General features: G+C 37.0%; 10 protein-coding genes. 6 read left to right on the top strand and 4 right to left on the bottom strand.

Annotated elements, in window-relative coordinates; all coding sequences use genetic code 11:
• Window positions 1-149: 149 nt before the first annotated feature.
• The 4 genes from GQR60_RS06320 to GQR60_RS06335 form a co-directional block, all read right to left on the bottom strand.
• Window positions 150-1721 carry an ArnT family glycosyltransferase gene (locus GQR60_RS06320; protein WP_124992128.1) on the bottom strand — a complete coding sequence of 524 codons (1572 nt, stop codon included), beginning with the start codon at window positions 1719-1721 and terminating at the stop codon, window positions 150-152.
• A gap of 474 nt (window positions 1722-2195) precedes the next feature.
• Window positions 2196-3494: a TolC family protein gene (locus tag GQR60_RS06325; RefSeq protein ID WP_124992129.1), complete on the bottom strand. Its 1299-nt coding sequence runs from the start codon at window positions 3492-3494 to the stop codon at window positions 2196-2198.
• Window positions 3495-3569: 75 nt separating this feature from the next.
• The gene (locus GQR60_RS06330; RefSeq protein ID WP_124992130.1) at window positions 3570-6734 is read right to left on the bottom strand and encodes an efflux RND transporter permease subunit; all 3165 of its coding nucleotides are present in this window, start codon (window positions 6732-6734) and stop codon (window positions 3570-3572) included.
• 6 nt (window positions 6735-6740) lie between these two features.
• Window positions 6741-7862 (bottom strand): efflux RND transporter periplasmic adaptor subunit, encoded by a 1122-nt coding sequence (locus GQR60_RS06335; RefSeq protein WP_124992131.1) that lies wholly within the window; start codon window positions 7860-7862, stop codon window positions 6741-6743.
• A gap of 262 nt (window positions 7863-8124) precedes the next feature.
• Here GQR60_RS06335 and GQR60_RS06340 point away from each other — a divergent pair, with 262 nt between their 5' ends.
• From GQR60_RS06340 to GQR60_RS06365, 6 genes are all read left to right on the top strand, one after another.
• Window positions 8125-8397 (top strand): DUF493 family protein, encoded by a 273-nt coding sequence (locus GQR60_RS06340; protein WP_124992132.1) that lies wholly within the window; start codon window positions 8125-8127, stop codon window positions 8395-8397.
• A gap of 177 nt (window positions 8398-8574) precedes the next feature.
• A complete protein-coding gene (locus tag GQR60_RS06345) occupies window positions 8575-9585 on the top strand; it encodes an aldose epimerase family protein (protein WP_124992133.1) in 1011 nt (336 codons plus the stop codon).
• A gap of 181 nt (window positions 9586-9766) precedes the next feature.
• A complete protein-coding gene (locus GQR60_RS06350) occupies window positions 9767-10051 on the top strand; it encodes a LysO family transporter (protein ID WP_191991595.1) in 285 nt (94 codons plus the stop codon).
• A gap of 115 nt (window positions 10052-10166) precedes the next feature.
• Complete coding sequence (locus GQR60_RS06355; protein WP_124992134.1) at window positions 10167-10772, top strand: lysine exporter LysO family protein; 606 nt, start codon at window positions 10167-10169, stop codon at window positions 10770-10772.
• A gap of 394 nt (window positions 10773-11166) precedes the next feature.
• A complete protein-coding gene (locus tag GQR60_RS06360; protein WP_124992135.1) occupies window positions 11167-12549 on the top strand; it encodes an aminopeptidase P family protein in 1383 nt (460 codons plus the stop codon).
• A 44-nt stretch (window positions 12550-12593) separates the two neighbouring features.
• Complete coding sequence (locus GQR60_RS06365) at window positions 12594-13895, top strand: S28 family serine protease (RefSeq protein ID WP_124992136.1); 1302 nt, start codon at window positions 12594-12596, stop codon at window positions 13893-13895.
• The last annotated feature ends 66 nt before the right edge of the window (window positions 13896-13961 follow it).

Consider the following 13961-nt stretch of genomic DNA (forward strand, 5'->3'; position numbering starts at 1 on the left):
GTATTGCTAAACAAATTTTGAACAGGCTGATAAGCAAGCTGATTACAGTTTAAATTTTTTCGAAAAAGCAGGGATGACTGCAAGGCATAAAATCACGCTTTTAAAAGCGTTTAATAGATTCATCCGCCTAATAAAACTGAGCCAAAGAGTTAGTAGTGACTGTTGTTCTCCTCAAATCCCTTGAAATCTTTTAAAACATAGATATTGAAATTATTGATTTCTGTTCCGCGATAGAGAGTTTTTCGGGTAGTAAAGGAGCCCATCTCCTCAAAACTATCTTTTAATTTGTCCTTTATTGGTGTTGTACTGATGAAAATTCCATAATATTTTTTGTTGACAAACTGTTCCAGTCCCGGCCAAAGGCTGAATTGATTCATGCGGTTGTTGTAATTTAAAAAATAAGTTGCTGGTTGTTCTTCAAGATAAAATTGCATCTCGGAGCTAATGTGATAGTTATTCGAAAATACAAAACAGTTCGTAGAAGGAATCCTTCTTTTCAATGAATCAACATGTTGGGCAAGGCTTTTCCAGCCTGCTAACCTACTTGTCGGATCGAATTTAACGGGGATGATTTTCTGAATTTCCACTTTATCAAGAACGGATAGATTGGTAATGAGTAACACCAGCATAAAAGTTGCTGCAGCACCCGCCCCTAATCTGCCGGTTTTTTTTCCCGTTACAGCCCAATGAGCCAAAGCAACCGGAATTGTGGCGTAGGCAAACATGGGCCAGTTTACTTCAACGCCCGATCTTCTGACGAATGCAATGGGCATAAAAACAAAGAATACCATGATACCCGGAAGGATAAGATATACCATTTCATCTGAAAGCTGCTTATGGATCCATGATTTTAGGATTTTAATATAAAAACCTATAAAGAATGGAGATAAAATGACAATCTGCCCGAAAATATATTCCAAAAAATTAAAAGCCAGCTTCTCTATTTGGACAGCTTCTTTCGTATTTCCCGCAAGATATTGAACGTGACGCAGACCTACAAAGTCATTTTTTATATTCCAAATAACAACAGGCAAAAAAAACAGTAAGCCTATACTCACTCCAACATAGAGCTTTCGGCTTCGAAAAACATGAGAATGACTTCGCAATAAAAATACAAATAAACAAGGCAGTATTAAAAGAATGGAATACTTTGAAATGATGCCCAACCCAAGGCAGATGCCAAAATAAATCCAATTTTTCATGAAATTGTTATTTACAGCTCTCCAAAATAAAAAAAGAGAGAGAAGCCAAAACAGCAGAAGAGGGCTATCGGTTGTAAAGAAAGATGAGGGAAGCCAAATAAAGGGCAGAACATAACTTAGAAAAGATGCGATTGCGGCTGTCCTGCGATTGTGAAAGAGTTCCAAAGTAAGATAATAGCAAGTCATTGCAATGCCGAATCCAATAAGAATGGCATTGATCCGAATGCCTAAAGGAGTATTCCCCAAAAGTGAAGTGGAGAACCAGTTTAAATAAGCTATTAAAGGTGGTTTGGAGTAGTAGGACAGCTGCAGATGACGAGACCAGATCCAATATTGTGCTTCTTCTGAATAAATTTCCAAAGAACTCAACTGCACGTATAAAATCCTGAGTATGACTATTAAAAGGTGAAAGGCAAGCAGGATGGTGAATCTGGAATATACCGCATCACGTAAAATTGAGCATTTCTCCTCAATAAATTCAAATAAAAAAGAAATACCAAATCGTGAATGCCCAGCCATAAATTAAGAATATGAATTCAACGATGAAGATCTGGACATTTATTACAAAAAATCCAGTATATCAGTCTAATATACAACATTCCATATAAGTGAGACAGACATTTTTTACCTGTTTCCATAAAAAAAATGGTGCAGGTCGAAAATGCAATTGTTCTAATAGTACTTTATCTTTTAGAGGGAAATTTTTATGTTTCTATTGTATAGTTCTGCAAAACTTTATCCTATGCTTGCAATACCAAATTAACATCAAAAGCAATCTTATATATACAGAAAATAAGCTTGCTGCTATTTGTGATGCAACACAAATACCAGCAAGCTTTTAATCGTTTAAATCTTTTCGGAAAAATCGGGATCATTCCTTGGTACAAATGGCAGGTTGAGCTTCACGAAACACCACATTAAAAAAATGGATTCTTCGGCTTTGCTTAGAATGACAATTCCCTGTTTTTGTAAGACTGTTTACATCCGCAGTATTTATTTCGTCTGTTCGCTTAAAATTCCACCCGTCATTCGTACCAATGCTGTTCTCGATTGAATCAGATTAAAAATAGCATTCACTCTTGACAAAGCCACATTCTGATAGGTGATCTGAATGTCCCGGTAGTTGAACGAATTGATGCTGCCAGACTCATATTTATCCTTTGAAATGCTGAGGTTGAGTTCTGCTGCCGCTAAATTCTCCTCGGCAAGCTGATACAGTTCTTTCCGCACTTCATACAACTCAAATTGCTGAGCCAGTAAATTCGTCAAAGAATGTTTTACATCTTCCGTTTCAACCTTTCCTATTTCTTCCTGAATTTTTGCAATCTGCATGGCTCTTCGATTCGAATTTCCATTAAAAATCATGAAATTCAAGCTCACATTGGCATAAAAATTATGCGAATCAGCAGTTGAAGCAGGCAGACCATCCAATTTCGTTCTTACTGAATTTCCCTGCACACCGGCACCCAATGAAACACGGGGATAATAATTGCTTCGTGCCATATCTACATCCCTTTTCAGCAACATTTCCTGTATGTATCTGTTTTTAAGAGTATTGTTTCCCGAAAGCATTTTATCCAGCAATGCTGCCATCTGAAATTCTTCACTTACGGGTAAGAACTCATCTGCGAAAGTATAGGTTTCGCTCTCTTTAACACCCAGAAGAAAATTTAAATCCCGAACAGCATTGTTGAAATTCACTTCCTGAATCAGGAAGGAGGAACGATCCTGCAACCATGCATTTTGCGCCTGTAAAACATCATAGGTAACCGAACTTCCCAGCTCTTTTCCAACTTTTACTTTCTCGTATCGATCGGAAGATAACTGCATGATTCTTTGGTTCACCTCCATGCGCTCTTTCTCTAACAATACCTTATAATAGGAAAGAATGATCAGTTCTATTTTGTTTTCGACAGCAATTATGGTGTTTCCTTTTGACAACTGAGCCAGATCATCGAATTTATCTTTTCGAATTTGTACCGCAAACCCATCAAATAAAGTCCAGTTTACATCCAAAGAAGGAATTAAACTGTTTCTCATGAAATCCTTTTCTTCGTTATAATCTTTTGTATTCCGATACCCAAGATTAAATTCAAGGCTGGGATAAGCTCCGGCATTTCCCCAGGTATTATTCAATTCAGATACCTTTTCTGATTTTCGATAAATCTTTAACTGATAATTGTTTTCCAATCCCACCTCGATGGCTTTGGACAAACTTAGTTCTTTCTGTGCCTGCACAATAAACTGACTGCACAAAATGAAGACTATGAATAATGATACTTTTCTGATCATTTGTTTTGTTCTTTATTTGACCCCCGAACCCCGGATCATAATCCGGGGTAATTTATACAGGGCGATTCATATTTTTTAATCCAAACTTACCTTTGATTCTTTCACCTTAGGCTCAACATCTCTGGGTGAAATTTTTTCACCTTCCCATATGCCCTTTGTTATTCTTCTGATATCATTCAGGATTAAAATTAATACCGGGAAGAATAACAGAAGAAACAAGGTGCCGATTAAAACTCCGTATACCAGGGCAATAGCCATTGGTATTAGGAATTGAGCTTGAAATGAATTCTCCAATATTAATGGATACAAACCAACTGAGGTTGTTATTGTGGTTAAAATAATAGCCCTGAATCTGGCTCTGCCAGCAGCTTTAACAGCAGGCTCAGGTTCCATTCCCTCTACAATCAGCGAATTGTACTTGGACAGGAAGACCACAGCATCGTTTATAATTACCCCCGAAAGAGCAACCATCCCCCAAACACTTAACATGGAAACAGGATACCCTTCAATTCCATGTCCCCAGGCAGATCCCATCCAGCCCAAAGGAATCATCAGTAATATAATTATTCCTTGTGTAAAGCTTCGGAAATGAATCATCACAATAAAAACGATCAGCATAAATGCTATGCTAAAATAAATTTTCAATTCATGAATATCTTCGGCAGAGCGTTTTTGCTGCCCCTGATATTCTGGACGAACACTTGGAAATTTCGCTTCCAAATCGGGTAAAATTGTGGTTTCAATGTAGTCTAAAATAGGTGGTACCGGTTCACTCGGATCAATTAGTTCCGCATCAACACGAATCTCCCGTGCACCATTGTAACGCTGTATGCTAACAGGCCCGCGTAAAATTTCATAATCGATTAATTCCGACAATGGAAATTCACCTTTTGGTGTACGGATTCTCATGTCTTCCATTTGACCGATAAAAACCCGGTCGGTTTTCGGATACCGAACCCACACTTTAATTTCATCTTTTCCTTCCTGCAGGCGCTGTGCTTGTCCTCCGAAAAAGCCTTGCCGGATCTGCGATGTAATGGAACTTAAATTCATCCCCAGGTAATAGGCTTTTGGTTTTAATTGCAACCTTACCTCACGGCTTCCCAATGGGTTATTGTCGTTGATATTGTATAAAGAGGACATTTTGCGTAACTCCCCTTGAAAATAATCGTTGGCCTGATTGAGCTGCTCCAAATCGTTTCCAAGCAAACTAATAGAAACAGGAGCTCCCCAACGGTTGCTGGCTCCAATGGTAAATTTCTCAAGATCGGAAACATCTCCCAATTTCTTCTTTACTCTGTCTGATATATCAAAACTTGAAACCGGGGCTCCTTCCATATCACGCAAAGTAACAGACAGGTTTCCTGCATGCGGCCCCACTTCCTGTCCGCCAAATGCATTACCTGATGAAAGTCTTGTATATTTGATAAAATTTGCTGTATCCTGAAATTCGTTCATCAATTCATCATTCACCTCCCAAACTGAGTTTTCGAACTGCTTTAATCTGGCTATTGTGATTTCCTTATTGCTTCCAGGCTTGTAAGCTATGTTCACAGCAAAGGTGTCGAAAGCCACATTGGGGAAAAATGTACTTTGAATAAATCCGCCGCTAAATAAACCTATGGTAATAAAGAACAGAGCTGCAGGAATAAAAACAACAAACCATCTCCAACGAACTACACGATCCAGAGTCCCTGCATAAACGTTGTCTCTGACAAAAAGAATTCCCTTTTCAACTTTTCCTCTAAACCGGTTAAAAAAGTTATCCTTCCGATTTCTATGCAATACTTTTTCGTTTCCAATATGACCAGGCAATACAAAAAGACTTTCGAAAAGCGACAGACTTAAACAAGCCACCACTACAAATGCCATTTCGTACATAAATTCCATATTCCCGGTAACCAGCAAGAGCGGTGAGAAAGCCACCATGGTTGTAGTTACCGAAGTAAGCACTGCAGGAACAACCTCCATTGTACCATCTATTGCAGCTCTTCGGGGACTTTTACCACTTTCAAAATGAGAATAAATATTCTCCCCGATCACAATGCCGTCATCCACCAGAATACCAATTATTAATATCATCCCAAAAAGAGAAATCATATTGATGGTAATTCCCATTAAGTTGGCAACAATAAACATCCCTAAAAAAGACGCTGGAATTCCCCACGCAACCCATATAGACAATCGGAAACTCAGAAAAAGCGCCAATGAAATAATCACCAGCAACAAACCATACCCGCCATTTTTAAACAGCAGATTCAATCTTGACTGCAGCAGACTAATGAAATCGAAACTGATTTCCAGTCGGGCATCATCATATTTTTCATTGAACTCTTTGGCATATTTGTTACAGTATACCGATATGTCGTCCAAATCTTCATTATTCAGCTTGTTCACCTGAATTGAGATCGCCGGATTTTTATTAACATAGGTTGAATTCGGAACATCCTGAAACTGAAAATGGGTATTCGCGACATCACGAATCCGGATGTAGCTTCCGTCAGGATTTGCTTTTAAAATAATTTCGCCGATTTGATCTGGATCAACAGATCGGTTACGCGAACGAATTAGAATTTCTTCCACCTCATTCTTAATTGTTCCTCCCGAAATATCGATATTATTATTGGCGATTGCTGCAGAGATCTCACTAAATGTCAGATTGTATCTTCGCAAATCATCTTCCTTCACCTCTACTGATAATTCCAGATTTGGAAAACCCGACAGAGATATTTGCGACATGACTTTCGAACGCATTAAATCGTCGTAAATCAGATCGGCATATTTTTTCAGGCTGATTAAATCGATATCGCCGGTAACCACCATGCGCACGGCAGGTGATGTAGCCCTGCGCTTGGCAATAACGGCTTTTTCGGCTCCCGATGGAAAAGTAGGAATTCCATCCACCGAGTTTTTTACATCGGCTAATGTTTCATCTAAATCGTAATCGCCGGTTGTGGTGATGGTTAATCGGGAAAAGCCCTCCGATGATACGGAATTCATTTCTTTGATTCCAACAATTCCCCTAACAGCATCCTCGATCCGAGAGGTTATGCCCTCTTCAACCTCCTTTGGTGAAGCGCCCGGAAACACCATAGAAACTGTGATCGTTTTAGACTCGGTCTCGGGGAAAAATGATTTCTTCATAAAAGCCAAAGAAACAAATCCTGCAATAACAAGCACCGCAATAATCATTTTCCCGTAAAACGGATATCTTACAAATTGTGATATTATATTTCTCATTATGCGCTATTTCTTGATTTGTACCTGCATGTTTTCAGTTGCTTTAACAGGAGGTTCCACAACCAATATCTCTCCCTCTTTCAAACCATTAAAAACCAAGGTGTTCTCATTTCGTTTGATCACCTTAATTTCCTTTTCTTTTAGGATACCGCCTTCAACAACAAACACTTTATTAGAGCTAAAAACTGCGTTTCTGGGAATTTCCATCGCATTGGCAATCTTTTTCCCATTAAAACGAGCCGTTAAAAACTGTCCCTGATACAATTCATTCCCATTGGTTTTCTCCAACTTTACAAAAACTGAAATGGACTGAGTTCCCTCATCAACAAAATCAGATTTCCTCACCAATTTGCCGGTAAAAACAACCTCTCCATCCGAATCCAAAATATCTACCTTTTCATTTAAACTCAACCATGAAATTTCTTTCGATTCAATAGGAACCTGAAGTTCCAGATTATTTGATTCAATGATGCCGGCCAGCTTAGTGCCCATTCCGGCAACCGATCCGATCTGCGTATTTACCTCGGCATAAGAACCATCAAAGGGTGCATATATTTTTCTTTTATCTAGCTTAACTTCAGCACTCTTAATGGCATAATAATCGCCTAAAATATTTCTACTTGCCATAAACACCTTTTCCTGATCGGATTTTACCTTTGGCAATTCAGGAATACTTTCCTCCAAATTGATCGCATTGAAAAAATTCATCCACGCCTCAAAATTATCTGCATAATCAACTTTAATATCCGGCAAATTCTCAGCCAGTTTATTCAGAAAACGGCTTTTAAGAGCGCGTAAATCCATTTTTGCATCTTCCTCGTAAATACGAATCAGCAATTGTCCTTTTTTAAACTTCTGTCCCACTTTTAAAGGAACACCTGTCTCAACGATTCTGCCCGCAACTTCCGAACTCAAATTCACTTCCAGATTAGAAGCCAATCGTCCTTTCTCAACTATGGGAGAAGATATTTCATTGTACTTTACAGCCTCAACTTTAACAAATGGCAGCTTTTTTTTATCTAAATTCTTTTTAGGAGATTCTTTTAAACTGCTTAAGCCTTTCATTGCAACAAAAGAAATTGCCAATGTTGCAATTACCAGTAAAACGATGGTTATTTTCCGATTCATCTATAAAATTTATTTGGAGTTTCTTAACAAGAATTTTTACGATCAATAATTTTTATTTATAACGCATAAAGATAGATATTTATGAGATAATCTTAACCAATTTTAAAATTTTCATTTGGATTTCGACAAACCTCCCGATTTAAACTTTCAGTGAAACAAATAGCGGGTTTTATTCGTTTCTATTTGAACATTCAGTTTTCAAAAACCGATAAATTCAAAATAAATTCCGATTTTTGACCTCCAATTTATATTTGAACACAAAATGGAAAAAGAAAAATATACGAAACTTAGATATCAGCTCATGGAGTCATTAACCTGGCCTTCATTATACATGTTTAAATTTATCATTCCCAATTCAGATGAAAAAGTAAAGGCTGTTAAGGAACTTTTCCCTGCAGACACTGAATTTTCTTTTAAAACTTCCAAAGACTTAAAATTCATAGGAATTACTTTGAAAAAAGAGATGGAATCAGCTGATGCCGTAATCGATATTTACATGAAAGCACAGCGCATTGAAGGCATAATGATACTTTAACAAAAGCCACTGTTTACATCCTTATTAAAAAACTGATTATGCTAAAGAGCTAATTAAACTCTCCATTCCTCTGATTGCCTTTACGTTAATTAATTTGTTAAAAATTCCCTTTCTAAAATGAAAAATGGATATTTTGTTTTACTTTCGGGCTTCTGAATAAAACTAACAATTTTTTAAATGATAGATGTAATTGATTTTGGATTGACTCGTGATGGAGAAAAAGTACAACTATACACTCTCCGAAATAAAAATGGCCTGACAGCAAAAATCACCAATTATGGTGGTATTCTTACCTCATTTACTCTTCCTTTGCCCAACGAGGAAAGAGAGATTGTTCTGGGTTTTGATTCGCTTGAAGAGTATACAAATGAGGAATACCTTAAAAACTATCCTTACTTTGGAGCTTTAATCGGTCGGTTTGGAAATCGAATTAACAAAGGATTAGTTACACTTGATGAAAAAGAAATCCAGCTTCCCTGCAACCATGGAATGCACCATTTGCATGGTGGTGATATTGGGTTTGACAGAAAAGTATGGAAAGCAGAAATCGGGAAAAATACTGATTTAAAATTAACTTACCTGAGTCCCGACGGAGAAGAAAATTTTCCCGGCAATTTAAATACTGAGGTAATTTATAAGTTGACTGATGATAACGAATTGCAGATTCATTACAAAGCTGTAACGGATAAAACAACCCCGGTTAATCTAACTCAACACGCCTATTTTAACTTATCAAACAATTTTGAGAGTATCTTAGACCATCAACTTCAGATTGATACTGAGTTCATTTTAGAAACAGACGATTTGTTGATTCCAAGCGGTAAAATATACAATATCAAGAATACTCTTTTCGACTTTAGAACAAAAAAACAAATAGACAGAGACATCGAAGATATTGAGAACTACGACGACTGTTTTGCATTTGGAGAATCGACTGAAACACCAAGAAAAATAGCTGAACTTTCTGATAAAAATGGTGAAGTGACAATGGAAATTGCAACTACATTCCCTGGTTTACAGGTTTATACAGGAAAATATATCGCAGCTGGGAAATTCGGTTCTTTCTCAGGTGTTGCTTTAGAAGCTCAAGGTTATCCGGATGCTCCCAATCATACAAACTTTAAACAGGGGTGGTTACAACCTGGCGAAGTGTACCAGCATCAGACAAACTACAAACTTATTTTCTAAAAAATAGATAAGAGGCTGTTTCGAAAGATGCAGCCTTTTTTATTAACTGTAAATGTCTCCTCCTGAAATAGCGCGGCAATAAAAAACAAACTATCTGATATTACAATTTTATTATCTGAAAGAAAAAACCAATCTTGCAGGCTCAGATTTCAAAACTTATTTTAATAAGATTGTCACAACTATGCTAACGGACATCATCATTGTTTTATCCATAATGGTTTTAGGAATTGGAATTGGTCTCCTCATTGGCAACAGACCAAAGACCATTAAAATCATAGGTGTTTTAACTTCCTTTTCAATCTTCCTTTTACTTTTTCTTTTGGGGATAGGTGTTGGAACCAATAAACAAATACTAAACAATCTTGATTCTATCGGAATTCAAGCTTTGATCCTTACAATCGGAGCTGTTTTAGGTTCTTTAATTTGTGCCTATTTTACCTATATCCTATTTTTCAAAAAGAAATAAATCTCTATTTCAACGATAACTATGAACATCCAAACCAAAGAGATTTTAATACATAGGAAGATTATTATTCCAGCATGGCAAATTCCATGTGGCAATAAAAAACAAATTTAGACACATGAAAGGCAGTTTAATAATTCTTGGCTTCTTTATTCTGGGCTTAATCCTTGGACTAACACGCTTTTTACCTTCCTCTCTTTTAGAAGGTGATTTCAGTATATATGCTCTTTATTTGTTGATGTTTTTAGTGGGTATGGGAATTGGAACCGATCGCGGTTCGTGGAAAGTAATCCGTGAGGTGAACATCAAGATTATTTTGGTTCCTCTATCAGTCATTGTAGGATCTCTTCTTGGTGTTTCTGCTGTTTCTGCCTTACTTTCGAATATTGGTATTGGTGAAGCAATGGCTGTGGGAGCCGGATTTGGCTATTATAGTTTATCCAGCGTTATTATTACAGAATTCCATAGCGATACGCTGGGTGTTATTGCTCTTCTTTCAAACATCATCAGGGAAATACTGACTCTTTTAGCAACTCCTTTATTTGTAAAATACTTTGGAAAATTAGCCGGGATTGCATCTGGTGGTGCAACTGCAATGGATACGACCCTGCCGATTATTGTACGCTATTCAGGAAAAGAGTACGCTATCATTGCCGTTTTTAGTGGAATAGTACTTACCATATTAGTCCCTGTAATTATTCCAATCATACTAAAATTCGTATAATTTTTTTTCGGCTTTAAAAAGGAACTTACTGCAGTTTAAACTCATTTTAAAAATAATACACCAATAAACTAATTTGTTTTTTATAAATTTACTCCGAATCAACAAGCTTATCATGTTTTGTTTTAACGAATTTATACTTCTTTACAATTGTTCGTACAAAGGTTTGTTCGAATGTTGGATTTGTTAAATCTCCCCAATATCACTTTTCACAACTTATTTTGTTCTGTGCATTCTAACTGATAATGTCCTTTAGTGAGATTCTTGTATCCGCTGGCATAATTTAATAGTTTCCTCATTGAACAAATAAATTACATCCAGTTTAAATTTACCAATTTGTTAAGGTACTTAAACAAATACTCAATAGTATATATTAATTAACCAAATACCCATAATGATGTTCTCAAAAGAAACCTATATCAACAGAAGAAACAAACTTAAATCTGACGTAAAATCAGGAATCCTGCTTTTTCTTGGCAACGACGAAAGTGGAATGAACTATGCTGACAATACTTATCATTACCGTCAGGACAGTACCTTTCTATATTTCTTTGGTTCCGATTATGCCGGACTAAATGCAATTATAGATATCGATGAAAATCGTGAAATTATTTTCGGCGATGAATTAACCATTGATGATATTGTTTGGATGGGTACCCAGCCTACCATAAAAGAAAAAAGCGAAGCTGTTGGAATTAAAGAGACAGCTCCCCAGTCAGAATTAAAAACATATCTTGAAAAAGCCTTAACAAAAGGACAAAGAGTTCATCACCTGCCCTCTTACCGTCCTGAACATCAAATTAAATTACAGTCCCTATTGAATGTTCATCCCAATATTTCAGTAAAAAATGCATCTTCTGAATTCATTCAGGCGGTTGTAAATCAAAGAAATTACAAATCAGCCGAAGAAATCATTCAAATTGAAGAGGCTGTTAACATTACAGCAGAAATGCATCTTGCAGCCATGCGTATGGCTCGCCCGGGAATGAAAGAATATGAAATTGCTGCCAAAGTTCAGGAAATAGCAATCAGCATGGGTGGACAACCATCTTTCCCAACAATTGCAACTATAAACGGACAAACACTTCACAACCATTATCATGGCAATACATTAAAAAACGGCGATATGGTATTACTTGACTGTGGTGCTGAAAATGGAATGCATTACTCTGGTGATATGTCGAGTACATTTCCTGTAGATAAAACATTTACAACCCGCCAAAAAGAAATTTATGAGATTGCTTTGAATGCTCACAATGCGGCCATTGCAAAATTGAAGCCCGGTACTAAATTTAAAGATGTTCATCTTACTGCATGCCGAACTGTTGCCGAAGGAATGAAGCAAATGGGTTTTATGAAAGGAAATGTTGAAGATGCTGTTCAACAAGGAGCACACGCCTTATTCTTTCAATGCGGTACTGGTCATATGATGGGAATGGATGTTCATGATATGGAAAATTTAGGCGAGGTTTGTGTTGGTTACAACGGCGAAGCAAAAAGTACTCTGTTTGGACTAAAATCATTGCGTCTGGGAAGAGAACTTGAACCGGGATTTGTATTAACCATTGAACCGGGAATCTATTTTATTCCTGAATTAATAGACATGTGGAAAGCCGAAAAACGATTCGAGGAATTCATTAATTACGATAAAGTAGAACAATACAAAGACTTTGGAGGCATTAGGAATGAAGAAGATTTCTTAATTACTCCTGATGGTGCCCGTTTGTTAGGAAAACCTATTCCTAAAAGCATTGCTGATGTAGAAAGAGAAAGAATCTAAAAATTATCATTAACACGCCCTATATTTTCTAAAATTACTAATCAATGAAACTTAAACAAATTACATTCCTTCTGATTGGATTTCTTTTCGTTGGCAGCATCTCCTGCGGACAAACAAAACCAAAAGATCTGCTGACCCAACTTGAAGAAATCCCAGGAGTAAGTGTAAAAAAGATTGCCGGAGACTCTACTTTTGCAGCGTATTACGAACTCTATTTTACACAAGATCTCGATCATCAAAATCCCAAAGCGGGAACATTTCAACAACGGGTCTTATTGGGTCATCAGTCTTTCGATCAGCCTATGGTTGTGGAACTGGAAGGTTATCAGATTTGGTCTGAAAAGGCTGGGGAGTTGAGCAAATTACTGAATGCAAATCAATTGACCATTGAGCACCGTTACTTTAAAAATTCAATGCCCGATAGTTTGAATTGGCAATACCTAAACATCAAACAAGCAGCTGCCGATCAGCATGTAATCATTCAGGCTTTGCGTAAAATATATCCCGAAAAATGGCTGTCGACCGGAATCAGTAAAGGAGGGCAAACAACTATTTTTCACAGGTATTTTTATCCTGATGATGTTGATGTTAGTGTTCCTTATGTTGCACCACTTAATCTGGCTCGTGAAGACAAAAGAATCCACGAACGCCTTGCCAGTGTAGGCAGTAAAGAAACCAGAGATCAGATTTATCAATTTCAGCTGGCTTGCTTTAATAACAGAGAAAAATTACTTCCTCTTGCTGATGCCTATGCAAAAGAGAAGAACTATTCTTTCTCAATGGGCCTGGAAAAGGCACTTGATTTAAGTATTCTTGAATATCCATTTGCCTATTGGCAATGGGGCGGAATTGACAGCATTCCCGATAAAAATGCCAATTCTGAAGAGCTTTTCGAGCATTTGTTTAAAGTATCAAGTATCGATTTTTTCGATGTTAGCAACATCAAACCGCTTCTTGCATTTTATCATCAGGCATTAACCGAGATTGGAATGTATAGCTACGAAATTGCTCCTTTCAAACAATACCTGAACGATGAAAAGGATATCACTTTCGATTTTACTTTCCCCAATGAACCTATCCGGAAATTTGATGCCTCATCGATGATTAAAATTAACAAATGGCTGCAGACTGATGCGGAAAAAATATTGTTCATATATGGTGAGAACGATACATGGTCGGCAACTTCAGTTAATCTGAAAGGAAATGACAAATGCAAAAAGTTTGTGAATCCCAAAGGATCTCACAGATCAAGAATCAACAGCTTTCCTCCTGAAATGAAGAAAGAAATTTTAAACACTTTGGAAAAATGGATGGATGTACAATTAACCGTTAACAATGAAAAGTAATTATTTGAGGGACAAGCATCTGTAAAAGGAAAAACAAAACCAGTAAAAGAGACTGTCTGAGAATTC

Source organism: Labilibaculum euxinicum (genome assembly GCF_009795715.1).
Lineage (GTDB): Bacteria > Bacteroidota > Bacteroidia > Bacteroidales > Marinifilaceae > Labilibaculum > Labilibaculum euxinus.

Coding starts and splice junctions, on each gene's coding strand:
- GQR60_RS06365 (WP_124992136.1), top strand. CDS start 12,594: ATGAAACTTAAACAAATTACATTCCTTCTGATTGGATTTCTTTTCGTT.
- GQR60_RS06350 (WP_191991595.1), top strand. CDS start 9,767: ATGCTAACGGACATCATCATTGTTTTATCCATAATGGTTTTAGGAATT.
- GQR60_RS06330 (WP_124992130.1), bottom strand. CDS start 6,734: ATGAGAAATATAATATCACAATTTGTAAGATATCCGTTTTACGGGAAA.
- GQR60_RS06345 (WP_124992133.1), top strand. CDS start 8,575: ATGATAGATGTAATTGATTTTGGATTGACTCGTGATGGAGAAAAAGTA.
- GQR60_RS06340 (WP_124992132.1), top strand. CDS start 8,125: ATGGAAAAAGAAAAATATACGAAACTTAGATATCAGCTCATGGAGTCA.
- GQR60_RS06335 (WP_124992131.1), bottom strand. CDS start 7,862: ATGAATCGGAAAATAACCATCGTTTTACTGGTAATTGCAACATTGGCA.
- GQR60_RS06360 (WP_124992135.1), top strand. CDS start 11,167: ATGTTCTCAAAAGAAACCTATATCAACAGAAGAAACAAACTTAAATCT.
- GQR60_RS06325 (WP_124992129.1), bottom strand. CDS start 3,494: ATGATCAGAAAAGTATCATTATTCATAGTCTTCATTTTGTGCAGTCAG.
- GQR60_RS06355 (WP_124992134.1), top strand. CDS start 10,167: ATGAAAGGCAGTTTAATAATTCTTGGCTTCTTTATTCTGGGCTTAATC.
- GQR60_RS06320 (WP_124992128.1), bottom strand. CDS start 1,721: ATGGCTGGGCATTCACGATTTGGTATTTCTTTTTTATTTGAATTTATT.